This is a genomic window from Acetobacter suratthaniensis (assembly GCF_017377745.1).
In the GTDB taxonomy this organism is placed as follows: Bacteria; Pseudomonadota; Alphaproteobacteria; order Acetobacterales; family Acetobacteraceae; genus Acetobacter; species Acetobacter suratthaniensis.
The window spans coordinates 54,064-79,995 of record NZ_JAFVMG010000010.1 but is presented as its reverse complement, the minus strand read 5'-3'; the positions used below and the strand labels follow the sequence as shown (position 1 = coordinate 79,995).

Here is a 25,932-nt window from a genome sequence, read left to right as displayed (position 1 = left end):
GACCACGCACGGGAGCCTCCAATGAGCGATGCCACCAGCCCTTCTCTCGCCCATGCCAAACGGCTGGTTATCAAGATCGGCAGCGCACTTGTTGTTGATGCAGAGCAGGCCGCCCCGCGTCAGGCATGGCTGGCCAGTGTGGCCGAGGACATCGCCATGCTGCGCCGACAGGGCACGGCGGTCAGTGTGGTCTCTTCTGGTGCCATTGCTTTGGCCCGGCATAGTCTGGGCCTGACAAACGGCGCCCTGCGCCTGCCCGAAAAACAGGCTGCGGCCGCCGTAGGGCAGATCAGACTGGCGCAGGCCTGGAGCAATGCGCTTTCCGCTCAGGGTCTGACGGCTGCCCAGTTGCTTCTCACACCGGATGATACGGAAGACCGCCGCCGTTATCTCAACGCCCGCGCGACACTGACGACCCTGCTGGATCTGGGCTGCATTCCCGTCATCAATGAAAATGACACCATCGCCACTGCGGAAATCCGCTTTGGTGACAACGACCGGCTGGCCGCCCGCGTCGCGCAGATGACCGAAGCAGATCAGCTTATCCTGCTCTCGGATATCGATGGGTTGTACACCGCCGACCCCCGCACAGACCCCGATGCCCGGCACCTGCCCGTCATTGAAAACCTGACCCCAGAGATTGAAGCCATGGGAGGGGAACCCCCACCCGGCTATTCCTCGGGTGGCATGCGCACCAAGCTACTGGCAGCAGGTATCGCCACACGCTCTGGTTGTGCCATGGCAATCGCGCTGGGCAAGACACTCAACCCCCTACGGGCCTTAATGGAAGGCGCACGATGCTCGTGGTTTCTGCCGCAGGCCAATGCGCATACCGCACGCAAACAGTGGATTGCAGGCAGCCTGAACCCGGTCGGTGAAATTGTGATTGATGCCGGAGCGGCAAAAGCCCTACAGCATGGCAGCTCACTGCTACCGGCCGGAGTGGTGGAGGTGCGCGGCGCATTTTCGCAGGGTGATCTGGTTGAAGTGCTCAACACATCAGGCCGGGTGCTTGCCCACGGCCTCGCCGCTTATGATGCGGAAGATGCCCGGCGTATCGCAGGCCATCAATCCACAGAAGTCGCTGATATTCTGGGCCGTTCAGGCCGGGACGTGCTCATCCATCGTGATGATCTCGTCGTTCTCTGACAGGCCAGTTCAGCACAGGCTCCGCCCGGCCCGAACGATCATCCTCACGGACAGGGTAGAGAGGATTCATGCCTGCACCCTCCGGCCGCGTATCCCGCTGTGTGGAATAGCCTGCGGTTTCCTGTGAAAAATCAGGCCTCCATGCGGGTTGATTTGCATCTGGCGCATGTTGGCGGCGCATGATCTGGGCTGCGGTTTCCGGCGCTGTTTCAGCCTGCGTTCGGTCGGCTTCATGCCACGGCATACGCTGCTCACGCCAGCCTTCCTGACGGGGTGACTGAACAGGAGCAGGCGGAGCGCTCTGCCTTGGTTCATACGCATCAGAAACGCGCGGTGTCTGCAACGCCACCAGCACTGGTGGTTCCCTGACCGGGAACTCCTGCTGCGGCACATCTCTGGTTGTGTGGGTGGGTGTTGTCTGCGGCGGGGTATTATCCTGCCGCCCTTCATGCGCGAAAGCCGTTGCCCGCACTTCCTCCACCACAACACCGGTGGGTGAAGCAGCGTAATCCCTATCGCCACGCGGGCGTTCAGGCGCTGCCTGCGCAACAGGCTCACGCAGGCCCTGCGCACGCACCTGTGCCTGAAGCTCCCCAACCTGCAGCGACAGTTCGGCCAGCCTGCCTTTCACCCCGAATACGGCGAAAGGCATCATCATGAACGCCAATCCGAACAGGATTCCTCCGGCCAGCATTAGCAACTGGCCCCACAGGGGCATCCACTCGGGAAAGGAGAGTGATGTCATGGCAAGCCGATCCGTGCTTTAGCGCGCCTACATGCCAAGCGCGCGGCGGTAGATATCCAGAAGCGTTTCCTGCTCTTCCACTTCCGCTGGCTCCTGCCTGCGAATGCGAATGATCTGTCGAATGACCTTTACATCAAACCCGGCGGATTTGGCTTCTGTAAAAATGTCCTTGATGTCGCCCGCAAGCGCCTTGCGCTCTTCTTCCAGACGCTCGACCCGCTCGATAATGCTCCGCAGCCGATCAGCCGCGATGCCCCCTGCCGCCGGATCTTCATCACCGGAAAAATGTTCGCCGTCCATCTAGCAGCCCTCTCGTTTGCATCATGTCTTTCCGCGCCACAGACGCGCCACGAAGGCGCGGGCTTATCGCGGCGCGGGCATGGGGTCAATGATCCCACACAAGGCCGCTCTTGCAAACGGGCAATGCCTCTCCCATAAGCACAGCATACTGTGCGCGTTCCCTTCCGAACAGCATCCGTCCCACTCCGCTGGCGGCTATCCCCCGCCTGCCCTGCCGGAACTCTGCTTAATGGCGCTCGTCAACCGCACCGCCCCTTTTGATTATGTTATTTTCGGCGCTACCGGCGATCTTACGCGCCGCAAGCTGCTGCCGGCCTTTCTGCGCCGGTTCCATGCCGGGGAATTCGGGCATGATGTGCGACTGATCTGCATCGCGCGATCAGAATACACGACAGAGGCTTTCCGGGCGTATATCCGCGGTGAATTGCATAAATTCGCCCCGGACATGGCGGCGGATCAGGAACTGCTGGGCAATTTTATCGCCCTACTGGACTATGTCCAACTTGATGCAACCGACCCGGAGGCCAACTGGCAGCCTTTACATGAGGCCCTGCCTGACCCCGAGCGGATCCGCGTTTTCTATCTGGCCACAGCGCCTTCGCTCTATGCCCATATCTGTGCGGCTCTGGCGACACGCGACCTGATCAGCCCGCATGCGCGTGTTGTGCTGGAAAAACCTATCGGCACCAGTCTGGCTACCGCGCGCGAAGTAAATAGTGGGGTTGGCCGCTTCTTTCCCGAGGAATCGATTTACCGAATTGATCATTATCTCGGCAAGGAAGGGGTGCAGAATATTCTGGCGCTACGCTTTGCCAACCCGGTGCTGGAAAAGCTCTGGTCGGCGGAAGCCATTGAGCATGTGCAGATTACCGCAGCCGAAACCGTAGGGATCGGTGGGCGCGGCGGATATTATGATGAAGCTGGCGCCCTGCGTGACATGGTGCAGAACCACCTGCTGCAAGTGCTTTGCATGGTGGCCATGGACGCTCCGGCGTCGCTCCGGGCGGATGACCTGCGCAACGAAAAACTCAAGGTGCTAAACGCCCTGCGCCCCATGACTCCAGACATGGTGCGCCAGAACGTTATTCGCGGGCAGTACACCGCCGGTCGCCTGAAAGGCACGGATGTGCCGGGCTATGTGCAGGATCTGGACACCGGTCGTGCCAGCAATACGGAAAGCTTTGTCGCTATCCGTACAAAAATCCGCACTGCCCGCTGGGGCAATACGCCGTTCTATCTCCGCACGGGCAAACGACTGGCCACCAAAGCAACGGAAATTGTCATTCAGTTCCGCCCGCAGCCCTGGCCGATTTTCACCAACATGCCGTCCTCTGGCAGGCTGGTGATCAGGATCGACCCGCATGGAGAGCTTGCGCTGGTTCTGGGTGTGCGTGACCCCGGCGCTGGGGGGCTGCGCGTACGCAATGCCACGCTATCAATGTCCTACGAGCATGAGTTTTCCATCTCGTATCAGGATTCCTATGAACGCCTTCTGCTGGATGCAGTGCGGGGAGACCCGGCACTGTTCATCCGCCGCGATGAAGTGGAAGCCTCATGGAAATGGGTGGAGCCAATTCTGGAAACATGGCGGCAAGGCCTCACCCCACTTGAACCTTATGCGGCAGGCGGTTGGGGCCCCCCCTCCACCCGCGCGCTGCTGGCGCGAGACGGCGCCCTATGGCACGAGGATATGCTGACATGACCGCCCCTGAAAACACCACACCACCCTCTGGCCCACGCTGGGCAAAGGCGCTCCGCTCCATGCTGGCCAGCGGGCCGCGCGGGCCTTTGGGCAAGCGCACCTTACGCCAGCATGCCCTGCGCCGACTGGTCTTTGTATTACCGCTGGCCCTGCTCATGATCGGGCTGAGCAAAAGCGGCATCATGGATCGGGTTGTGGACCGCTACACCTTCCGCCCCGAAAGCTGGTTTGATGATACGGCCCTGATCCGCCACCTGCGGTTGGTCGTGACCCATAACGGCATGACACATGACCGCCCGGAGTGCCTGCTGTTTATCGTCAACGGGAATGATGCCCCCACGGCAACCCGCATGGACGTCATGCAAAAGCACACCGACTCCTGCCCCGGCCCCAAGGGGGAACTCCCCAAGCTGTTTACCCTTCAGGTGAACAGGATGGAGCGCACCGTTCTGTCTGATCAGAACTCTCCGGGTACGTTCCACCCCATTCCTTAACGCGTTCTTTGGCCCTGTCGCCTGAACGCACGCCGCAAAGCCCTGCCCCCCAGCGTCAGGGCTGATTTGCCATAGGGCATAAACGCATAAAAGTTCAGGAAAGCGTGCAGAGCGCCGGGGTAGCAGCGATAAAACGCCTGCCCTCCTGCCTGCCGCAGAGCCTGTGCATAGGCAGCGCCTTCATCACGCAGGGGATCGCACTCCGCCGTGATAATGACGGCCGGAGGCAGGCCCGACAGATCGGGATGCGCACCGGGTGCAAAGCGCGTATCATCCCAGTCCTGCTCGGCGCTGATATATTGATCCGCGTACCACTCCATGGACCTGCGTGAGAGAAAATACCCGCTGCCATAGGTCTGGTGCGAGGGAAACAACTGCCGACCATACAACGTCGGATAATACAGAAGCTGCAGGACAGGCTGGGGTGCTCCCCCCTCACGCGCCTGCTGCGCGACGACAGCCGCCAGATTACCCCCCGCACTATCCCCTGCAACAGCTACCCCCCCACCCCACCGCCGGGCGGAAAGAGCCGCCAGCCAGCGCAAAGCCGCCAGAGAATCCTCAACCGCCGCAGGAAAACGGTGCTCAGGCGCGAGACGATAGTCCACCAGCAGAACAGCCGCCCCCGAAGCCCGCGCCAGACGGCAGCACATGCCATGATGCGAATTGAGCCCACAATGCACAAACCCGCCCCCATGCAGGTACAGCACGGCACCCCGCACAGACCCGCGTGGAATAAACAGGCGGGCGGGCAAAGCGCCCTCACCCCCCGGCACCATCAGATCCACCACCCGGCGCAATGGGAGCGAGGAAAGTCTTTTAGGAAAGGACGGCGTATCCATGCCCCGACGCAGGGACTGAAGAAAATGCGCCTGCACATCCTGATGGGAAACAGCGCCGTGCGGCACACCACCCACCCCGTTATGGGTCGGAAGCGCATGATGTTTTGCGCCCTGTGCGCGGCGGTGCTTACGCCATGCCAGCCAGCGAAGCAGAAGGCGCGATGCCAGATTGGGCCGGGCCGGAGGCGGTGCAGGCACCGGAGTGGCCAAAGCCATACCGGACACAGGTACGGAGGTTTGCTGCAACTCAGACATAGGCCGAGCCTACCGTTTTTTCAGACAAAAACCAGTATCCCGTACCTACCCCCTTGACCTGCGCTGCCTGCCGCCGCAGGGTGCGCGGGCCAGACGGTCGGACGGTCGCTGTGGCGTATGCAAATACGCGATGGAGGAAAGTCCGGGCTCCACGGGAGAACGGTGCCGGTTAACGACCGGCGAGGGTGACCTTAGGGAAAGTGCCACAGAAAACAGACCGCCTTCCGGGTCTGCCATGGGAAATCATGGGAGGCTGAAGGTAAGGGTGAAACGGTGCGGTAAGAGCGCACCGCTCCGATGGTAACAGAGGAGGCAGGGCAAACCCCACCGGGAGCAAGACCGAATAGGAGCGGCCGAAATCCGCATGGATTTCAGGGGTTCTCCCGCCCCGTCGCTCGGGTTGGTTGCGTGAGGCACGCCGCAAGGCGGGTCCCAGAGGAATGACCGTCCAGGCCCCTTCGGGGGCTAGACAGAACCCGGCTTACAGACCGTCTGGCATTTTCATTTTCTATCAGCTCCGCGCCCGTCCGCCGTTTAAGCCCCAAGGCTGAACGGACAGGGAACGCCGCACGCCGCAACAAACGCGGCCTCTTTTTGAACACATTACCTGACCGCCCTCAAAATCAGCCTAACAATACTTAATAAATGGCTGTTTTCCGGTGTTTTTTCTTCCTTTTTGATTTACTTCCCACGCTATCCCATGCTATCCCACGCATGACCATATGGTGTGGATCACCCGCTCTGCCCGTCCCACGACACAGGCGCGGAAGTTATTGGTGGGGAAGGATTTCTGATCGCTGTGGGCGTCTTTCTCGGCACACATGAGAATCGGTTTGACGCCAAGGGGCGCGTCTCGATTCCGGCCGGGTTCCGCACCGTTCTCAGAGACCAGCAGACGGAGGGCAATACACTGATGATTCTCCGCCCGTCGCACACCCTGCCCTGCATCGAGGCATGGCCCGCCACAGCTTTTGCCCGACTGACAGAACCGCTCGACCGGCTGGACATGTTCTCCGATGAACATGACGACCTCGCCGCCGCCCTGTACGCCGATGCCTACCCCATGGACCCTGATCGCGAAGGGCGGATTATCCTGCCCGACTTCCTGCGCGAACATGCAGGGCTGGAGAGCAGCCCAATGGTCTCTTTCATGGGGCTGGGCCGCATTTTCCAGATATGGGAACCCGAGGCCGCCCGGCAGCGCCGTGCCGATGCCCGCCAGAAATCCCGCCGAGTCAGCATCCCCGCCGCGGGCCATGCGGCAACCGGAGCGGGAGAAAGCACGCCATGAACGCCCAGTCTCTCCCACTTACCGCAACCCTTTTGCCTCAGGCCGGGCATGTACCCGTCATGCTGGCCGAAGTGCTGCACTTTCTGGCCCCTGCCGATGGCGAGGCCATACTGGACTGCACCTTTGGTGGAGGCGGCTATACCCGCGCCATTCTGGACGCCGCTGCGTGCACGGTCTGGGCGATCGATCGCGACCCCGATGCCATCGCCCGAGGCAACGCCCTGCGCGCCGCACTGGACAGCCATGGCATGGGCGAACGCCTGCACATGCTGCACGGCGGGTTTGGCAGCATGACCGCACTGGCGCAGGCTGCGGATGCTCCGGCTTTCAACGGTATCGTCATGGATCTGGGGGTTTCCTCCTTCCAGCTTGATGAAGCCGAGCGGGGTTTTTCGTTCCGTCATAACGGCCCGCTGGATATGCGGATGGAAAAATCCGGGCGGAGTGCGGCCGATCTGGTCAATACGGCTACCGAAGAAGAACTGGCCGACATCATCCATTTCTATGGTGAGGAACGCCACGCCCGCCGCGTGGCCCGCGCCATTGTAACCGCCCGCGCGCAGGACGCTTTCACCACCACGCTGCAACTGGCAGAACTCGTGCGCGCCACCGTGCCACATGACCGCTCGGGACTGGATGGAGCCACCCGCACGTTTCAGGGCCTGCGTATTGCGGTCAATGACGAGCTGGGCGAAATCGAACGCGGTCTGACACAAGCTCTCGACCTGCTCGCACCCGGTGGCCGTCTGGTGGTGGTGTCCTTCCACTCGCTGGAAGACAGACTGGTAAAGCGCGCTTTCCAGCGGGCAACCGGGCGCGATGTCTCTTTCTCCCGCCATGACCCGCGTGCCGCCATGAGTCAGGGCACCGAGTCCGCATTCAAAACCCTTGCAGGCAAGGCCGTTCGCCCCGGCGAGACGGAATGCCGTATTAACCCCCGCGCACGCAGCGCCCGGCTGCGCGCGCTTATCCGGCGGCCCGACACCGCACCCTCTTCGGTCGTAGAGAGCTGATCATGCTACCCCGCCCCTTTACCTGCTGCTGTGCTGTTCTTGCGATCGCCTCGGGGTTTTTCCTGTACGCCAAGAAACATCAGACAACCCTGCTGGATCAGCGGATTGCCGGGATTGTTCATGAAACCGAGCACGTGCGGGCCCAGACCGCCATGCTGCGGACGGAATGGACACTGGAAAACCAGCCCGAACGGCTGACGGGCCTTGCCGCACACCATGCCGCGTACCTGCGTATCATGGAGCCGACACAGTTTGTCCGCATGGCGGATCTGAGCAGCCGCCTGCCTGCACCCGTGAAAGAAAACGCGGCTCCGGTTGCACCTCTCGCTCTGGCGGAAGCACCGGCCAGCCCGCAGCGTGGGGTAACAATCACACCAGCACCTGTGCCGGTTGCAGCACCTGTCGCCACCACGGCACAGCGCATGCAGCCCGAGCATGTGAGCATCGCCAGCAACGCCACCGCGGTTGCAACGCCTGTTACACGGCCGCAGCCTGAACGCCCGGTCGTGAGCGTGGCGAGTGCCACACCCGTCACCCATCCAGCTCCGGCCCCCGTGCAGCATGTCAGTGTAGCGTCTGCGGCTCCGGCACCTGCCGCGCACGTGCGGGTGGCTGATGCAGGTAATGGCACATCCCTGCTAGCCGCCATTCAGGCTGCTGGCACACACCATACGCAACCTGCCGAAGCCCCACGCGCCACGGCCAGAACCGAAACAGCATCAGAACAGGCTGATACAGGCCTGAAAGCCCGCGTTCGCGTAGCCTCCGCACCCCGCGGCAACACAGCGGATGAACCCGCCCCCATCCGGCACCCGCTGCCCGCAACCGTTGCCTCGTGGCACCCGCATCTACACCGGGCCGCGCCGGCAGCAGGCGGTGGCTATATGGAAGCACGGGCGAGTTCGAGATATATGGGAGGCTCTCTGCTGGGAGGCGGGGGCGACAGCCTGCCGCCGCCAGTTCCTGTCACGAACTGACCTGATCTGCTGATGTTCCTCGAACCGAAAGTGTTTTCCGCCTGCCATGAAGCCGCCGCCCCATGAGTCCAACAGCGCGAGACCGGTAGGCACACCAGGAGACACCCTGCGCGCGCAGGCCCGCAGGGAACAGATGCACGCCCGACTTCTGGGGGCGGCGAGTATTTTCTGCTTTCTGTTCACTGTTGTGGCGGGCAAGCTGACGCTTGCCACGATCATACGGCCAATGGCGCCCGAAAAGCGCCAGATTGCACCACAGGTGCCTGAAATCCCCAAAGTGGACCCCAGAGGAGCGCTTGCGGGCGATTTTTCCCTGCCGCAGGTGCATCGTGCGCCCATCATGGACCGCAACGGCCAGACACTCGCATTATCCCTGCCCGTGGCGCAGGTTTACGCCAACCCGCAGGAACTGATCGACCCCGCGGACATTGCCAGCAAGCTCCACCATATCCTGCCCGCGCTGAACGAGGAGGAAACGGCCCGAAAACTGGCCTCGCCCAAACAGTTCGTTTATATCGCGCGCAATATTTCGCCCCAGCAGGAACTGGCTATCAACAATCTTGGCATTCCGGGCATTTACTTTGAACCGGGTGAACAGCGGCATTATCCGCTGGGCCGCATGGCCGCGCAGATTCTGGGCGCTGTCGATATTGACGATCACGGTATTGCCGGGGTCGAGAAGCATTTTGATGCCCGCCTGCTCTCAGACCGCCGCCCCCTGCGCCTGTCACTGGATATTCGCATCCAGTCTGCCGTGCGTGAGGAAGTTGCGGCCTCCATGCAGACATATCAGGCTATCGGCGCCTGCGGCATTGTCATGGATGTCCGCACGGGCGAGATTATCGCCATGGTCAGCCTGCCCGACTACGATGCCAACGCCTTCTCCCACGCCTCCAACGACGAGCGCTTCAATCGGGCGGTGACGGGGCTGTACGAACCCGGCTCCACCTTCAAGCTCCAGACAGCGGCAATGGGGCTTGCAACCGGCACCATCCATGTCTGGGATCGTTTTTCTTCCGTGCCGCTCAAGATCGGTCGCTTCACCATCCGCGACATGAAGAACGATCACTTTTCGCCGTGGCTGACGCTGCCCGAGGTCATGGCCTACTCTTCCAACCCGGCAGCAGCGCATATCGCGCTTGATGTCGGTGGCAAGCGACAGGCCGAATGGCTGCGCGACATGGGCTTTTTTGCCCCCGTACCCGTAGAACTGCCAGAAACCGCCCGCCCGCTGGTACCCCACCAGTGGGGGCTTGCCACCACCATGACTGTCGGCTTCGGGCATGGTGTGGCGGAACCGCCGCTGGCAATCGTGCGCGGCACGGCCGCTACGGTCAACGGCGGTATTCTCGTCTCGCCCACCCTGCTGGATGCGGAAAGCCGGAACAGCGAAGAAGCTCCCCCTCCACAAGGCAGTCTGGCCTCGGTCGCGGCACCTTTGCAGCCCTCCGTGGCGCAGGCCGCAGCCCCTGGCGAGGCCGAAACCCCGGTTGAACCACAGGGGCCGCGCGTGCTCCCGCGTGATGTTTCGGCCCTGCTGCGGCGCATTCTGCGGCTCGACGTGACACAGGGTACCGGTCGCACGGCGGAATCACCGGGTTATTTCGTCGGCGGTAAAACCGGCACGGCAGAAAAAATCGGCCCGCACGGCGGCTACCTCAAGCATGTGAATATCTCGGCCTTTACCGGCATTTTTCCCATGAATGCGCCGCATTATGCCGTGTATGTCATGCTCGACAGCCCTCAGGCCACGCCACAGACCCATGGCTGGACAACAGCAGGCTGGAACGCAGCCCCCACGGTTTCGCGCATTGTCTCACGCATTGGCCCCATGCTTCAGATTTTTCCTGATACCGAGCATGCTGCCCAGATTGATGCCCAGATGGCCATTCCCATGCAACCGGCCGTGCCGCGCGGCGTGCGCCCTCTCGGGCCGGGGAACGACCCCGGAGACCCACGCCTGCTTGAAAGCGCCACACGCAAGTCCCGCGACCTGACGGCGCAACAGGGGCAGAACACCGCCACGGCCCACAAGCACCTTCTGGCTGAACGCCGCAAGACCACACCGGAAAAGATGGACGAATGAGCCAGCCCCTTTCCCATCTGATGGCCGCAGCGGGCCTGCCGCCAATGCTGCCGGGCGGCATAGTGCCAGAAACCCTGTCTGTCAGCGCCCTGACGGCAGACAGCCGCGCCGTGCGCCCCGGTACGCTGTTTGCCGCCCTGCCCGGCACCCATGTAGATGGCCGCACATTTATTGCCGCAGCCGTGCAGGCCGGTGCCTGCGCCGTGCTCGCCCCCCCCGGCACGCCATGGCCGCAGGGTGTAGCGCCCTGTCCTTTGGTGGAATGCGAAAACCCCCGCCGCGCACTGGCCCTCATGGCTGCAGCCCTTGCCGGGCCACAGCCTGCATATCTGGCCGCCATAACCGGCACCAACGGCAAAACCAGCACGGCGGATTTCATACGCCAGCTCTGGGCTTTACAGGGCTTCAGCGCTTCGGCCATCGGCACTCTGGGCCTGACGGGCGCCAACCCCACGGGCATAACCCTGCCCCCGCTGACCACCCCAGACCCGGTAACACTGGCCAATACACTGGCCACACTGGAACGGGCAGGCGTGCATCATGTCGCCCTTGAGGCCTCCTCCCACGGGTTGGAACAGGGGCGGCTGGACGGGCTGCACCTGAGTGCGGCCGGTTTTTCCAACCTCACGCGCGATCATCTTGATTATCACGGCACGCTGGACGCCTACCGACAGGCCAAACTGCATCTTCTGAGCGATATTCTTCCCCCCGGTGGGCTGGCGGCCGCCAATGCGGACATGGACAGCCCCACGCTGGATGCCATCAGGCGTATTGCCAAAACCCGGAACCTGCGCCTGCGCCTTGTAGGAGAACAGGGCGATACGCTGCGCCTGCTTGAGCACCGCGCCCTGCCGCATGGTCAGGAACTACGCCTGTCCTGCACAGGCCACATCCAGACGCTGACACTGGGCCTGCCCGGCCGTTTTCAGGCTGATAACGCCCTACTGGCGACCGCCCTTGCGGCGCAAAACGATGCAGACCTGCCCGCCCTGCTGGCACTCCTGCCCCAGTTGCAGGGTGTACGCGGGCGCATGGAGCGCGCAGTCGTGCTGCCCAACGGGGCCAGCGCCTATGTCGATTACGCCCACACACCCGATGCGCTCGCACGGCTTCTGGCCTCGCTGCGCCCGCATGCTCTGGGCAAGCTGGTGGTCGTATTCGGGGCCGGTGGAGACAGGGATCGCGGCAAACGCCCCCTTATGGGGCAGGAAGCAGCGGTTGGCGCTGATATTGCCATTATTACCGACGATAACCCCCGCACGGAAAACGCGGCAGCCATCCGTGCGGCTGTGCGCACAGGCGCGCCACAGGCACTTGAAATCGCAGACCGACGCAGCGCCATAGCCGAAGCCCTGAGCCTGCTCGGGCCGGGGGATGTTCTGGTAGTAGCGGGCAAAGGCCATGAACAGGGCCAGATCGTAGGGGACACCGTTCTGCCTTTTGATGATGCCAGCGTTCTCCGTGCCCTGACAGGGGCTGAAGGCATAACCAACAACGGGGCTGTCGCATCTGCACACGCGCAGCCCACAGCACGGAAGGCAGCAGGCCCGGCATGACAAGTCTGTGGACACGCGAGGAACTGGAACAGGCGACCGGAGGCCGCTTTATGCCGGCGGGGCCGTTGCATGAGCCTCCCGCGCACAGCATCAGCGGCGTTTCCATCGACACGCGCAGCTTGCAGCCGGGCGATCTGTTCATCGCCCTAATGGGCGATAACAGCGATGGCCACACCCATATTCGCGCGGCACTGGATAAGGGGGCCGTAGCCGTTCTGGCGCATGATGCCCCCGCCACACCCGACCCGCGTATTCTGCTGGTGCGTGACACCATGAGCGGTCTGCGTGCACTCGCACACGCCGCGCGTGCGCGCTTTGGTGGCCGCGTGGTGGCTGTAACCGGCAGCGTTGGCAAAACCACCACAAAGGACATGCTACGCCTGTGCCTGAGTGCCTGCGGCCCCACCCATGCGGCCGAAGCCTCTTACAACAACCACTGGGGCGTGCCGCTTACCCTTGCCCGCCTGCCGCGTGATGCTGCTTTCTGCATCAGCGAAATCGGGATGAACCATCCGGGCGAAATCCTGCCACTGGCCACACTGGTGCGCCCCGACTGCGCCGTTATCACCACCATTGGCTCTGCCCATCTGGGCCATATGGGAAGTCTGGACGCCATTGCGCACGAAAAAGCCTCGCTGCTGCTGGCCCTGCCCGCAGGCGCTATCGCCATCGTGCCGGATGATGCGCATGGTATGAAACTGATCGAACAGGCCGCTGGGCAAAGCCATGCCACGCTATGGCGCAGCGGCCTGCACGCCGGAAGTGCCGCCCGGATTACCGACCTGCAGACCGGGCCTGATGGGTCTGATTTCACCCTGCATCTGGCGCAGGGCAGGACCCCGGAAATGGTATCGGTGCATCTGACCGCACCCGGTACGCATCTTGCCCGCAACGCCGCCAGTGCTCTGGCTGCCTGCGCGGCACTAGGAGCCCCCCTTACCTCCGCTGCGACCGCTCTGGCCGCCTTCCGCCCCGGACGCGGGCGCGGTGCGCTCAGCACCCTGTGCGACGGCAGCATGACCCTGCTGGATGAAAGCTACAATGCGTCCAGCGCTTCTGTGCGGGCGGCACTGGACGTGCTACGGCACATCCCCGCCCAACGCCGCATTGCCATACTGGGTGACATGCGTGAACTGGGCGATTTTTCCACCTCCGAACATGGCGCGCTGGCGGAACCGGCCGCCATGTGCGCCGACCTTGTCTTTTGTTGCGGACCGCATATGAAAACTCTTTTTGAGGCTCTGCCCTCAGCCCGGCAAGGTGCCTGGGCTCCTACCGCCGCCACTCTTGCCCCGCTGGCATGCGCTGCCCTGCGCGCGGGCGATGCCATTCTGGTCAAGGGCAGTCTGGGCAGCCGTATGCGTGACATCATCGCCGCACTGGAAACCATGCCTGCCCCCGCAAGCGAAGGGGCTGTCTAATGCTTTACCTGCTGATTTCGCACGCGATTCATGACGGGCATATCACCCTGCTCAACCTGCTGCGCTACATCTCCTTTCGGGCGGGCTGCGCCTGTTTAACGGCGCTGGGTGTCAGCCTCATGCTGGGCCGCCCCTTTATTGCCATGCTGCGCCGTATCCAGCGTGGGGGGCAGCCTATCCGTGCTCTCGGGCCGGAGCGCCATCTGGTGGAAAAAGCAGGCACGCCCACCATGGGCGGCGTGCTGATCCTGACCGCACTCAGCATTTCCATGCTGTTATGGGGTAATCTGGAAAACGGCTTTGTCTGGGCTGTGTGGCTGACCACGCTGGGTTTTGGCGCGATTGGTTTTGCGGATGACTACCGCAAGCTGGCCCGCCGCAATACCGATGGCCTGTCCAAAAAAGCGCGTCTGGGCGGCGAGTTCACACTCTCGCTCCTGTGCGGGCTATGGCTGCAATACCTCATGCCGCCAGAACTGGCCAACCAGCTTGCCTTTCCTTTTGCCAAAGACTTCCTGCTGCCACTCGGGCCACTGTATCCGCTCTTCGCCATGATCGTCATTACGGGTTTTGGCAATGCGGTTAACTTTACCGATGGGCTGGACGGGCTGGCCATTGGCCCCGTGGTCACGGCAGCCCTTGTTTTTGCCATTCTGTCCTATCTGGTAGGCAACCACGTTTTTGCGGACTATCTTCAGGTGCATGCGGTGCCGGGCACGGGAGAGCTGACTGTTTTCTGTGCGGCCCTTGTCGGAGCCGGACTTGGTTTTCTGTGGTTCAACGCCCCGCCTGCCGCCGTCTTCATGGGGGATACCGGCTCTCTGTCTCTGGGGGGGGCTTTGGGTTCGCTCGCTGTCGCCATCAAGCATGAGCTGGTGCTGTGCATTGTCGGAGGGCTGTTCGTTGCCGAAACACTATCCGTCATCATTCAGGTGGGCTGGTATAAACGCACCGGGCGGCGTGTCTTCCTGATGGCGCCGATCCATCATCATTTTGAAAAGAAGGGCTGGACGGAACCGACCATCGTCATCCGCTTCTGGATTATTTCCATCATTCTGGGCCTGTGTGGCCTGGCAACGCTGAAACTGCGATGAACGGCTTTCCTCCCACCCTGTTTGCCGGGCAGCGCTATGCCGTGCTCGGGCTTGGGCGCAACGGCCTGCCTGCGGTTCTCGCACTGGCAGGCTGTGGCGCACAGGTGCAGGCATGGGATGATGGTGCCGCCACCCGGCAGGCACTAGCCGAACAGGCCGAACGCGCAGGTGTGGCCCATAACATCATCATAGCCCCGTTTGATACGATGGCCGGATACGATGCGCTCGTACTCTCGCCCGGTATCCCGCATATCCTGCCCAAGCCGCACCCCATCGCCACCAAGGCCATTGCGGCCGGGGTTCCGGTTCTGTCCGATGCCGAGCTTCTCTACCGCGCCGTGCGCAAGGCGGGCAGTGCCGCGCGGTTTGTGGGCATTACCGGCACCAACGGTAAATCCACCACCACAACGCTGGTAGCCCATATTCTGACTGAAGCAGGTGTGCCGGTGGCGGCAGGTGGCAACCTTGGCCCCGCCGCCCTCGCCCTGCCGCTATTGCCCGATAACGGCATTTACGTGCTGGAAATGTCCTCCTACATGCTCGAACGGCTGGACAGCCTGCATTTTGATGTTGCCTGCCTGCTCAACCTCACCCCCGATCATCTCGACCGCCATGGCGACATGGCAGGGTATATCGGGGCCAAGGCACATATTTTCGACCACCAGACAGAACACGATCTTGCCCTGATCGGCATGGATGACGAACCCAGCCGCCTTCTGGCCAAGACGCTGCACAATGCCCCGGCCCGCTGCGAAACCGTATCCGGCACGCAGGCTGGGTGTACATGGTCCGGCCATGATGGTGCGATCTGGCATGATGGCGTACGCTGCGCCACCCCCGGCCCGGCCCTGCCCGGTAGCCACAATGCCCAGAATGCCGCAGCGGCCACGGCTGTTGCACAGTTTCTCGGGGTGGATGAGGCTGTGTGTGCCGCGGCACTCCTGAGTTTTACAGGCCTGCCACACCGGCAGAAGCTCATCACCACCCGAGAAGGCGTGGCTTTTGTGGATGACAGCAAAGCCACCAATGCCGATGCCAGCGCACGTGCGCTCAGTTGCTATGAGCACCTGATCTGGATTGCCGGAGGCGTTGCCAAGGCCGGTGGCATAGAGCCGCTGGCCCCTTTATTCGGGCGGATACGCCATGCGTTCCTGATCGGGCAGGATGCTCAAGCCCTGTCACGCACACTCGATGCACATGGCGTGGCCTATACGCTGTGCGAAACGCTGGAACGCGCCGTACCCGAAGCCTACGCCACAGCGCTGGCAACCCGGACCCCCGTTGTCCTGCTCTCTCCCGCCTGCGCCAGTTTTGACCAGTTTTCCGGTTTTGAGGCGCGCGGTCAGCGCTTTGCCGCTCTGGCGCAGGCACCAGACCTGCATGCCACACAGGACACGCCATAATGTCTGGCTCATCCCGCCTTGATGATTCGCCCTTTGCCCGGTGGTGGCGCAATGTGGATCGTACGACCCTGATCTGCGCCTTCATCCTGATTGGCTTTGGCTATATTCTTATGCTGGCGGCCAGCCCGGCTGTGGCGGTGCGTATCGGCGCATCGCGCAACATGTTCATTCTCAAACAGGTGGTGTTCCTGACCATTGCGGGGCTGATCGTCTTTAGCATTTCCACCCTGCAACGCCGCACCGTGCTGCTGCTTTCGGCTATTGGCGGGGGGCTTATGCTCGGGGCAACCGTGCTCACCCTTGTGCACGGCGTGGAAATCAAGGGCGCACGGCGCTGGATCGCCCTGCCCCTGATGTCGCTCCAGCCCTCCGAATTCCTCAAACCCTGCTTTGCTGTGGTGACAGGCTGGCTGCTGACCCGACCACGCAGCATAGGCCCGCTGCCGGGCACGGTTATTGCGGGCGGGCTCTATGTTCTGATTGCCCTGCTGCTGAAGTCCCAACCCGATATCGGGATGCTGAGCGTGATTACCGCCGTGTTTCTCGCCCAGCTTTTTGTCAATGGCCTGCCTCTGGCGCTGGTGGGTGCGGGTGTTGGCCTGATGATGGGCGGCGGCGTTGCGGCCTTTTTTGTTTTCCCGCATGTCCGCTCACGTGTTGAGCGCTTTCTGCACCCCGATGTGGGCGACCATTACCAGATCGACACTGCCATGCGCGCCTTTGGCAATGGTGGCCTGCTGGGCCGCGGGCCGGGCGAAGGCCGGGTAAAAGACCTGCTGCCCGATGCCCATGCGGACTTTGTTTTTGCGGTGGCGGGCGAGGAATATGGTCTGGTTGTATGCCTGCTCATCATCATCGTGTTCGCGATGATTGTCGTGCGCACCCTGCTGCGCCTGATGCGCGAGAATGATCCGTTTGTCATTGTCGCGACAGCAGGGCTGGTGACGGGGTTCGGCCTTCAGGCTTTTGTCAACATGGCTTCTTCCTTGCATCTTATCCCCACCAAGGGCATGACACTGCCATTCATTTCCTATGGTGGTTCATCCGCCATGTCCGTAGCTCTGGCTATCGGAATGGTGCTGGCGCTCACTCGCCATCAGGCTGGTGACGTAAACAGCGATGGCGGGTTTGTGGCCACACTCAGACACTGGCGGTCAGCATGAAGTCGAGCACTCCACGCACCATTGTCATTGCCGCGGGCGGTACGGGCGGTCATTTTTTTCCGGCGGAAGCGTTGGCCGATATTCTGGCCGAACGCGGCCATACACTCGTGCTGATGACAGATACCCGCGCGGGTAAGCGCGAAAGCGGTGTGTTCGCCAAAGCCCGGCAGTATATCCTGCCCGGCGCGGGCGTGGCGGGGCGTGGCCCCGTGCGGGCGCTGCGTGCGGGCCTGACGCTGCTGCTGGGGGCATGGCGCGCACGCGCACTCATGCGCGAAATCCGCCCCGATGTCGTGGTGGGTTTTGGGGGCTATCCTTCTGTGCCGCCGCTGCTGGGCGCGCGCATGATGGGCCGCCAGCACCCGGCCCTTGTCATCCATGAAGGCAATGCCGTGCTGGGCAAAGCCAATGCCGCTCTCGCCCGGTTTGCCGATGTGATCGCCACATCCTTTCCCTCTGTGGCGCGGTTGCCCCTTGGGTATAAAACCGTGCTCACCGGCATGCCCGTACGCCCTGCCATAGCCGCACTGGCGGGCGAAGGCTGGACAGCCCCCACCGAGGATATTGCCCTGCTGGTCTGGGGTGGCTCTCTGGGAGCGCGTGTTTTTTCCGATGTGGTGCCTGCCGCCGTAGCGCTACTGCCCGAAGCCATCCGGGCGCGGCTTATCATTACCCAGCAGGCCCGCGCGGATGATATTTCCACCGTGCGCGCGGCCTATGAGCAGGCTGGCGTACGGGCGCGGGTAGAATCCTTCCTGCATGATGTGCCCGACCTCCTGCGCTCGGCCCATCTGGTCATTGGGCGGGCGGGTGGCTCTTCCGTTGCGGAAATAACCACTGCGGGGCGTCCTGCCGTTCTGGTGCCGCTCCCCATCGCGGCCAGCGACGAGCAAACCGAAAACGCCCGCGCCATGACCGATGCCGAAGCCGGCTGGATGCTCCGTCAGGCCGATTTCACCCCCCGCGCTCTTGCGGCCCTTCTGGGCGAGCTGTTCGACGCGAACAGCGGTTTTGCCAGCCTGAGCAACGCCGCTGCCCAATCCGCGACACTGGCCCGCCCTGATGCGGCCAGACTCTTGGCCAATGTAGTAGAAGAATGTCTGCACACTTTTCCCTCCTGCACCCCAACACCCTCCAGCGAGAAGAAAACCAGCCCATGAGAGCGCTGCCTCTGAGTATCGGCACGATACATTTTGTCGGTATCGGCGGCATTGGCATGTCCGGCATTGCCGAAGTGCTGCGCCTGCTGGGTTACTCCGTGCAGGGTTCCGACATTGCGGAAAACGCCAATGTCAAACGCCTGCGCGAGGCCGGTATTCCCGTAGCAATCGGCCATAACGCCGAAAATCTGGGCAATGCCCAGGTAGTGGTGATTTCCACCGCCGTTGGCCGGGATAACCCTGAAGTCATGGCTGCCCGCGCCCGGCTGATCCCGGTTGTGCGCCGGGCTGAAATGCTGGCCGAGCTTATGCGCCTGCGCTGGGCGATCGCGGTTGGTGGCACACATGGCAAAACCACCACCACATCGCTGATCGCCGCTGTACTGGAAGCTGCCCGTCTCGACCCTACCGTCATCAACGGCGGCATTATCGAGGCCTATGGCACCAATACCCGTATGGGCAAGGGCGACTGGATGGTGGTTGAGGCCGATGAAAGTGATGGGTCTTTCCTGCGCCTGCCTTCAGTCATTTCGGTCGTCACCAACATGGACCCCGAGCATCTCGACCACTGGGGCAGCGCCGAGGCAATGGAGGCCGGTTACGACCAGTTTGTCTCCAACGTGCCTTTTTACGGCTTTGCCGTGCTGTGCATCGACCACCCCGCCGTGCAGCAGATGATCCCGCGCCTGTCTGACCACCGGGTGGTGACCTATGGTTTCTCTCCTCAGGCCGATGTGCGGGCCGAAAAGCTGATTACCGACAAGCTGGGAGCGACGTTCGAGGTCACGCTGACAGACCGCGCGACCCGCCGCACCCGCAAAGCCGGGCCGTTCCGCCTGCCTATGCTGGGTTCGCATAACGTGCAGAACGCGCTGGCCGCCGTGGCCGTGGCAACGGAAATGGACATCAGCGACGATGTCATCCGCTCGGGGCTGGCGAGCTTCCGGGGTGTAAAGCGCCGCTTTACCCGCACAGGCGAGACGGGTGGTATTACCGTGATCGACGATTACGGCCACCACCCGGTTGAAATTGCCGCTGTGCTCAAGGCCGCGCGGCAGGCCGGGGCCAGCCGGGTTATCGCCGTCATGCAGCCGCATCGTTATTCGCGCCTGCAAATGCTGTTTGCGGATTTCTGCACCTGCATGAACGATGCCGATACCGTAATCGTGGCCGATGTTTACGCGGCGGGCGAAGCCCCCCTGCCCGATGTCAGCCGTGACCGCCTGATCGAAGGGCTGCGCGAACGCGGCCACCGCTCCGTGGTGCCACTGTCCAGCCCGGAGCATCTGGCCGAGATGATCAACGCCATTGCTAAACCCGGCGATTATGTCGTGTGCCTCGGGGCAGGTACCATTACCAACTGGGCGCAGGCATTGCCTGCCCAGCTTGCGGCCCTCAAGGCCGAACACAAAGGCGGTAGTGCGGCATGACGCCCACACTGGATGAAATGGTGCGCCATACCTTTGCGCCCGCACAGGGGCGGCTGACACCACAGGCCCCTTTAGGCGCACGGACATGGTTTCGCGTGGGCGGCAATGCGGAGTGGCTGTACCAACCAGCGGATGCGCAGGACCTCGCCACCATCATGCAGCGCCTGCCGCCTGAACTGCCCGTCACCACGCTGGGGGCGTGCTCGAACGTCATCATCCGCGATGGCGGGATAGACGGGCTGGTTATCCGCCTCGCCCGGGGTTTTGCCGCCATCGAGGTCGAACAAGACGCCCTAGTCGTGGGCAGCGCCTGCCTTGATGCAACCGTGGCGGAACAGGCCGCCGCCGCCGGGCTGGGCGGTCTGGAGTTTCTGAGCGGTATTCCCGGCTCCATCGGCGGGGCCGTGCGGATGAATGCGGGTGCTTATGGCTGCGATATCGCCAGCGTTCTGGACTGGGCCGAAATCATTACCCGTGATGGCACGCTGCTGCGGCTGGACAATGCGGCCCTGCGTTTTGGCTACCGCCGCTCCGGCCTACCCGAAGGGGCGACCGTAACCCGCGCGCGCCTACGCGCCACCCCCGCAAACCCGGCCGATATTACCGCACGCATTGCCGAAATCCGCACATCACGCGAGAGCACACAGCCGGTACGCGCACGCACGGGTGGCTCCACCTTCCGCAACCCCGATCCGGCTATCTCCTCGCGCAAGGCGTGGGAACTGGTCGATGCGGCGGGCTGTCGTGGCCTGATCGTGGGGGGGGCGCAGGTCAGCGAAAAACACTGCAACTTCCTGCTCAACCTCGGTGATGCTACTGCCGCCGACCTCGAAGGGCTGGGAGAAGAAGTGCGCACGCGTGTCGCCCAGCATTGCGGCGTGTCCCTCCAGTGGGAAATCAAGCGCCTCGGCAAGACAAAGGCTTCCGGACAATGACAACGCCCCGCCGTATTACCGTTCTGATGGGCGGCCTGTCCTCCGAACGCGAAGTCAGCTTTGCCTCCGGGCAGGGTGTGGCCGCAGCACTGGCCAGTCTGGGGCATAAGGTATCCACACTCGATGCCGGAACCGATCTGGCCACACTGGTAGCGGCCCTGAACGCCCAGAAGCCAGACATCGTATTCAATGCCCTGCATGGCCGTTTTGGTGAGGATGGGTGCATACAGGGCATACTGGACTGGATGGGGCTGACCTATACACATTCGGGCGTGCGCGCCTCGGCCACCGCCATGGACAAGGCGGCCGCGCGCGCGGTGTTTATCGCAGCGGGCCTGCCGGTGGCTGAAGGCATGGTGCTGGATGCGCAAACGCTGGCCAAGGCTGACCCGCTGCCCCCGCCCTATGTGGTCAAGCCGGTCAGCGAAGGCTCCTCTGTCGGGGTGTCCATCATTCGTGAAGGATCGAACGCGCGTGCACGCATTGCCCGCGAATGGGCCTATGGCCCACAGATTCTGGCCGAAGCCTTCATTCCGGGCCGCGAGATTACCGTGGGCGTTCTGGGCGATCGCGCCCTGACCGTGACCGACATCACCCCCTGTGGCGATGGCGAAGGTTTTTACGACTATACCGCCAAATACACCACGGGTGGCTCACGCCACGAACTGCCCGCCCGTATTGACGCGCAAACGGCCGAACAGGCCATGCGTATCGCGGTGGAAGCCCACCGTGCGCTAGGGTGTGCGGGCGCATCGCGCGCCGACTTCCGGCTTGATGACACGCAGCCCGGCGCACCGCGCCTTGTGCTGCTCGAAGTCAACACACAACCCGGCATGACACCCACATCGCTCCTGCCCGAACAGGCGGCTTATTGCGGCATCAGCTATGCTGAACTCTGTGGCTGGCTGGTGGAACAGGCTGCCTGCCGCCAATGAAGGCCACCCCGCCTCCTGATCGTCCCTCGCGCCTGAAGCTGTTCATACGGCGTCAGAAGCGCCTGCTGCGGCCACTGGGCGGGCTTGTTTTTTTGGGCGGGCTGGCGGCTGGTGGCTGGTACGCCCTGAAAATGCCTGCGGTGCAGGAACAGATTTCCCCCCTGCGTGACCGGCTGATGGGCACCAACACCTTGCGGGTAACGGCCATCAACATCGCTGGTGCCAATCTGACGGACGAAAGCGCCATTCTGCAAGCCCTGAACACGCGGGTGGGCGCGCCTATTCTCAATTTCAGCGTTTCATCCGCGCGTGAGCGGCTTAACGCGCTGCCGTTTGTCGATCATGCCAGTGTGTCGCGCCACCTTTCGGGCGAGATCGAAGTAACGCTGGTTGAACGCCCCCCCTATGCGGTGTGGCAGCATCATGGACATTTTGAGCTGATAGACCGGCAAGGCAAGCCGGTGCCCGGACAGGATGGCAGCACCAAGGATGCAGCGGCCTTCACGCACCTGCCTCTGGTCGTTGGCGAAGGCGCCAATGTGGCCGCTTCAGGGCTGATCGACACGCTTTTGCAGGAACCCGAAGTCCGCAGCCGCGTTACCGCTGCGGTGCGCGTCAGCGACCGGCGCTGGAACCTGAGCCTGCGCGATGGCGCAACCGTACTCCTGCCTGAAAGCGAGGAAGCTCCGGCCATTCATAGGCTGGCCCTCTTTCAGGCTTCAACCCGCCTGCTGGATCGCCCTGTCGTGCTGATTGACATGCGCCTGCCCGACAGGCTGACCATCCGCGAACTTCCCCCAGCTGCACCAGCGGAAACACCTTCCCCCCAGACCTCCGGCTCCTCCAGAGGCGCGCAGCCCTCACCTTCCGCACATTAATGCCCAACAGCCCCGCCATGGAGACCCCACCCAATGACTGACCCGGTGCACAGCGCCCAGCCCGTACCCCCATCACGCCGGGTAGAGAGCGGTCAGGCCACGGGTATCAGCGGCGCCCTGCCCCTGCCACCGGCTGATAGAAACCGCCGCACGCACGCATGGCGTAGCGGTTACACGGCGGTGCTTGATATTGGTTCAAGCAAGATCACCTGTCTGATCGGGCGGGGGGAGCCGGGGGGTGCGCTGCGGGTCAGCGGCTATGGCTGGCGCAAGTCCGAAGGGGTGAAAGGCGGCGCCATTACGGAACTGCGTGAGGCCGAAGCCGCTATCCGCGCGACCGTGGCACAGGCCGAAACCATGGCCGAACGTCCGATCGACCGGGTTGTTGTCAACCTCTCCTGCGGGCACCCGGCCAGCCGCCTGTTCAATGTCCGCTGGCCGATCGGCGGGCGCGTGGTTACGGAAGCCGACATACGCCGCGTTGTGACAGAGGGCCGTCTACAGGCCTCCGTACAGGGGCGCGAGGTCATTCATACGCTGCCCATAGATTTTACCGTGGACGATACCGAAGGCGTGTCCGACCCGCGTGGACATCTGTGCGAAACACTCAAGGCGCGCCTGCATATTATTGATGCCGCAACCACAGCCCTGCTCAACCTTGAAACCGTGCTGGCCAGAACAGAGCTGAAGGTGGAGGCCCTTGTTTCCTCCCCCCTCGCCTCCGGCCTATCGGTGCTGGATGCGGATGAGCGTGAACTGGGCACCACGGTTGTAGACCTGGGCGGCGGCACCACCTCGCTGGCCGTGTTTGGCGATAGTCAGATCCTGCATACGGCGCAGATCGCGGTTGGCGGGCTGCATGTCACACGTGACATCGCGCGCGGGCTGAGCACATCGCTCGAAAATGCCGAGCGCCTGAAAACTGTTTACGGCAGTGCTGATCTGTCCGCTGATGTGGAAGACGAACTGCTAACGGTTGAACTGCTTGGCAATGACGTACCCCATTTCGAGCAGATTTCGCGTGCGCAGCTTGGCCGTATCATCCGCCCGCGCATGGAGGAAACGCTGGAACTCGTGCGTGAAAAGCTCGATGGCGCGGGCCTTGGCATGGCTGCGAGCGGGCGCATTGTGCTGACAGGCGGCGGTTCGCTGCTTGATGGTATCCGCCCGCTGGCCGAGCGTATTCTTGGAGCGCCCGTCAGCGTTGGACGGCTTTCAGGGGCTGCTTTTACACGCTCCGTCCGGCTTGGCCGCCCCAAACAGATTATCAACCTGCCAGAAAACACGGCCGCAGCGGCAGGCTTTGCCACTGCGGCGGGGCTGCTGTTCTGGGCTGCCAGCGCCGAGCGCCCCTTTGGAGACGTTGAATTCCGCGAAGCTCCGCCCAGCGGTTTTTTACGCAAACTTGTTGCTTTTATTCGTGAGAGGGTTTGATCTGTCAGCGCAAAGACTGGTAGAGTCACACAAATTTTCTTTCGGATCTTTTCAGACCCGCCCGACCCCACCACCAACCCGTTGCCCTTCGGGAGATGCCCATGACACTCAACCTGACTGTCCCGCCCCAGACACATTCTGACTTCTCACCGAAGATTACGGTTATCGGTGTCGGCGGCGGTGGGACAAACGCGGTTGACAACATGATCGCATCCAGCCTGCACGGGGTGGAGTTCGTTGTCGCCAACACTGATGCACAGAGCCTGACACGTAGTCTGGCTGAAAACCGCATCCAGCTTGGCCCGCATCTGACCCATGGCCTCGGCGCTGGCGCCAAGCCCGAAGTGGGCCGCGCCGCCGCAGAAGAAGCCGCCGATGAAATTGCCCGCCACCTTGATGGCGCACATATGGTGTTTATCACCACTGGCATGGGGGGTGGCACGGGTACGGGGGCGGCTCCTGTTATCGCCCGCATGGCGCGTGAGCGTAATATCCTGACCATTGGCGTGGTCAGCAAGCCTTTTTCCTACGAAGGCAAGCGCCGTGCGCGCGTGGCCGATGAGGGGATCAAGGAACTTCAGCAGTATGTCGATACGCTGATCGTCATTCCCAACCAGAACCTTTTCCGTATCGCCAACGAACGCACCACCCTGCGTGAAGCCTACAAGCTGGCGGATGAAGTGCTGAACATGGGCGTGCGCGGCGTAACCGACCTGATGGTTGAACGCGGCTACGTTAATCTGGATTTCGCGGATATTCGCAGCGTCATGGCCGAAATGGGCAAAGCCATGATGGGCACGGGCGAGGCCGAAGGTGAAAACCGCGCGGTGGAAGCAGCCGAAAAGGCCATTTCCAACCCGCTGCTGGAAGACACCTGCATGGACAGCGCCAAGGGTCTGCTGGTGAACGTGACCGGCGGCGAGGACATGACCTTCTTCGAAGCAGAAGAAGCGTTCAACCGTATCTGTCAGGAAGTGCCTGAAGATGCGAACATGATTTTCGGCACCGTTATTGATGACAAAATGAACGGGCGCGTGCGCGTGTCCGTTGTCGCAACGGGGATCGACGCTACAGCCGAACGCCCGCATCTGGTCGCGGTCAATAACGAAGCCGCTCCGGAAGTGCAGGCTACTGGCACCGGCCCGGCTGTTGCCGCGCAGACTGCTCCGCAGGCCTTCACGCAGGCGGCAACTCCCGCCCCGGCGCAGCCTGCTGCCTATGCCGCCGCAGCGCCCTCACCGGCACAGGCTCCGGCACCGCAGGCTTTTCAGGCAGCGCCCCCGGCTGGTCAGGTCAGCGCACCTGCCGCCAACAGCCTTCCGGGGCAGGCTTCGGCCCCGCGCCCGCAGGCGGCTCCCCCGGCATCGCGCCATGCCAACCTGTTTACCGAGCCACCGCGCTCGGCCGAACCGCCCGCGCATGACCCCAATGCCCGCAGCCTGTTCGGGCGCGTTACCGGGGCTTTCCGCCGCAACCCGGCGCATGATGAACAGCGGCAGGAACCGGCGGTACAGAGCCACCCCACCATCAACCCCGCTGAACAGCACAATGGTACGCGTCCGGGCGAAGGCGAAACCGGACTGGAAATTCCCGCCTTCCTTCGCCGCTAGGTTCTCCAAGGTCTTTCGCCCGTCTGTTAAGACGGACGAAAGACCTGAAACACAACGCA

The 25,932-nt window shown here is 62.7% G+C and carries 21 protein-coding genes, 1 other RNA gene and 1 pseudogene; 20 read left to right on the top strand and 3 right to left on the bottom strand.

What is annotated here, in order from left to right:
* The first annotated feature begins 21 nt into the window (after positions 1–21).
* A complete protein-coding gene (gene proB / locus J2D75_RS10130) occupies positions 22–1,149 on the top strand; it encodes a glutamate 5-kinase (RefSeq protein WP_207854702.1) in 1,128 nt (375 codons plus the stop codon).
* Here the strand turns inward: proB and J2D75_RS10125 are convergent.
* Positions 1,118–1,894: a hypothetical protein gene (locus tag J2D75_RS10125; protein ID WP_207854701.1), complete on the bottom strand. Its 777-nt coding sequence runs from the start codon at positions 1,892–1,894 to the stop codon at positions 1,118–1,120. The two genes, proB and J2D75_RS10125, sit on opposite strands and share 32 nt — an antisense overlap.
* Positions 1,895–1,921: 27 nt before the next feature.
* On the bottom strand, positions 1,922–2,194 hold the full coding sequence (locus J2D75_RS10120) for a DUF2312 domain-containing protein (RefSeq protein WP_025859889.1): 273 nt from the start codon (positions 2,192–2,194) through the stop codon (positions 1,922–1,924).
* A 229-nt stretch (positions 2,195–2,423) separates the two neighbouring features.
* On the opposite strand from J2D75_RS10120, the gene zwf reads away from it, so the two are divergent.
* Positions 2,424–3,896: a glucose-6-phosphate dehydrogenase gene (gene zwf / locus J2D75_RS10115; protein WP_207854724.1), complete on the top strand. Its 1,473-nt coding sequence runs from the start codon at positions 2,424–2,426 to the stop codon at positions 3,894–3,896.
* A gap of 59 nt (positions 3,897–3,955) precedes the next feature.
* Entirely contained in the window at positions 3,956–4,390 is a 435-nt protein-coding gene (locus tag J2D75_RS10110) for a hypothetical protein (protein WP_207854723.1), read from the top strand.
* On the opposite strand, the gene J2D75_RS10105 is transcribed toward J2D75_RS10110, so the two are convergent.
* Positions 4,387–5,487 (bottom strand): alpha/beta hydrolase, encoded by a 1,101-nt coding sequence (locus J2D75_RS10105; protein WP_408736759.1) that lies wholly within the window; start codon positions 5,485–5,487, stop codon positions 4,387–4,389. The genes J2D75_RS10110 and J2D75_RS10105 overlap by 4 nt on opposite strands.
* A gap of 89 nt (positions 5,488–5,576) precedes the next feature.
* Between J2D75_RS10105 and rnpB the strand changes: the two genes are divergently transcribed.
* From rnpB to ftsZ, 17 genes and pseudogenes are all read left to right on the top strand, one after another.
* An RNA gene (rnpB, locus tag J2D75_RS10100) (RNase P RNA component class A) lies at positions 5,577–5,987 on the top strand.
* Between the two features lie 299 nt (positions 5,988–6,286).
* Positions 6,287–6,778, top strand: coding sequence for a division/cell wall cluster transcriptional repressor MraZ (mraZ, locus tag J2D75_RS10095; RefSeq protein WP_207854700.1), 492 nt, complete (start codon positions 6,287–6,289; stop codon positions 6,776–6,778).
* A complete protein-coding gene (rsmH, locus tag J2D75_RS10090; protein ID WP_207854699.1) occupies positions 6,775–7,791 on the top strand; it encodes a 16S rRNA (cytosine(1402)-N(4))-methyltransferase RsmH in 1,017 nt (338 codons plus the stop codon). The genes mraZ and rsmH overlap by 4 nt, the downstream gene beginning before the upstream one ends.
* A gap of 2 nt (positions 7,792–7,793) precedes the next feature.
* Positions 7,794–8,768 carry a cell division protein FtsL gene (gene ftsL, locus J2D75_RS10085; protein ID WP_207854698.1) on the top strand — a complete coding sequence of 325 codons (975 nt, stop codon included), beginning with the start codon at positions 7,794–7,796 and terminating at the stop codon, positions 8,766–8,768.
* 46 nt (positions 8,769–8,814) lie between these two features.
* Positions 8,815–10,854, top strand: coding sequence for a peptidoglycan D,D-transpeptidase FtsI family protein (locus J2D75_RS10080; protein ID WP_207854697.1), 2,040 nt, complete (start codon positions 8,815–8,817; stop codon positions 10,852–10,854).
* Positions 10,851–12,410, top strand: a complete 1,560-nt coding sequence (locus J2D75_RS10075) for a UDP-N-acetylmuramoyl-L-alanyl-D-glutamate--2,6-diaminopimelate ligase (RefSeq protein ID WP_207854696.1) — start codon at positions 10,851–10,853, stop codon at positions 12,408–12,410. Before J2D75_RS10080 ends, J2D75_RS10075 begins: the two co-directional genes overlap by 4 nt.
* On the top strand, positions 12,407–13,831 hold the full coding sequence (locus tag J2D75_RS10070) for a UDP-N-acetylmuramoyl-tripeptide--D-alanyl-D-alanine ligase (protein ID WP_207854695.1): 1,425 nt from the start codon (positions 12,407–12,409) through the stop codon (positions 13,829–13,831). The genes J2D75_RS10075 and J2D75_RS10070 overlap by 4 nt, the downstream gene beginning before the upstream one ends.
* A complete protein-coding gene (mraY, locus tag J2D75_RS10065; RefSeq protein ID WP_207854694.1) occupies positions 13,831–14,925 on the top strand; it encodes a phospho-N-acetylmuramoyl-pentapeptide-transferase in 1,095 nt (364 codons plus the stop codon). The genes J2D75_RS10070 and mraY overlap by 1 nt, the downstream gene beginning before the upstream one ends.
* Positions 14,922–16,328 carry a UDP-N-acetylmuramoyl-L-alanine--D-glutamate ligase gene (gene murD / locus J2D75_RS10060; protein ID WP_207854693.1) on the top strand — a complete coding sequence of 469 codons (1,407 nt, stop codon included), beginning with the start codon at positions 14,922–14,924 and terminating at the stop codon, positions 16,326–16,328. Before mraY ends, murD begins: the two co-directional genes overlap by 4 nt.
* A complete protein-coding gene (locus J2D75_RS10055) occupies positions 16,328–17,491 on the top strand; it encodes an FtsW/RodA/SpoVE family cell cycle protein (RefSeq protein ID WP_207854692.1) in 1,164 nt (387 codons plus the stop codon). Before murD ends, J2D75_RS10055 begins: the two co-directional genes overlap by 1 nt.
* Positions 17,488–18,651 carry an undecaprenyldiphospho-muramoylpentapeptide beta-N-acetylglucosaminyltransferase gene (gene murG / locus J2D75_RS10050; RefSeq protein ID WP_207854691.1) on the top strand — a complete coding sequence of 388 codons (1,164 nt, stop codon included), beginning with the start codon at positions 17,488–17,490 and terminating at the stop codon, positions 18,649–18,651. The genes J2D75_RS10055 and murG overlap by 4 nt, the downstream gene beginning before the upstream one ends.
* Positions 18,648–20,081 carry a UDP-N-acetylmuramate--L-alanine ligase gene (murC, locus tag J2D75_RS10045; protein ID WP_207854690.1) on the top strand — a complete coding sequence of 478 codons (1,434 nt, stop codon included), beginning with the start codon at positions 18,648–18,650 and terminating at the stop codon, positions 20,079–20,081. The genes murG and murC overlap by 4 nt, the downstream gene beginning before the upstream one ends.
* Positions 20,078–21,016 (top strand): UDP-N-acetylmuramate dehydrogenase, encoded by a 939-nt coding sequence (gene murB, locus J2D75_RS10040; protein ID WP_207854689.1) that lies wholly within the window; start codon positions 20,078–20,080, stop codon positions 21,014–21,016. Before murC ends, murB begins: the two co-directional genes overlap by 4 nt.
* On the top strand, positions 21,013–21,951 hold the full coding sequence (locus J2D75_RS10035) for a D-alanine--D-alanine ligase (protein WP_207854688.1): 939 nt from the start codon (positions 21,013–21,015) through the stop codon (positions 21,949–21,951). Before murB ends, J2D75_RS10035 begins: the two co-directional genes overlap by 4 nt.
* Positions 21,948–22,826, top strand: a pseudogene (locus tag J2D75_RS10030) (cell division protein FtsQ/DivIB); the annotation flags it as partial. The gene J2D75_RS10035 and the pseudogene J2D75_RS10030, both read left to right, overlap by 4 nt.
* Before the next feature lie 36 nt (positions 22,827–22,862).
* Positions 22,863–24,263, top strand: coding sequence for a cell division protein FtsA (gene ftsA, locus J2D75_RS10025; protein WP_207854686.1), 1,401 nt, complete (start codon positions 22,863–22,865; stop codon positions 24,261–24,263).
* 101 nt (positions 24,264–24,364) lie between these two features.
* The gene (ftsZ, locus tag J2D75_RS10020) at positions 24,365–25,873 is read left to right on the top strand and encodes a cell division protein FtsZ (protein ID WP_207854685.1); all 1,509 of its coding nucleotides are present in this window, start codon (positions 24,365–24,367) and stop codon (positions 25,871–25,873) included.
* Positions 25,874–25,932: the final 59 nt, after the last annotated feature.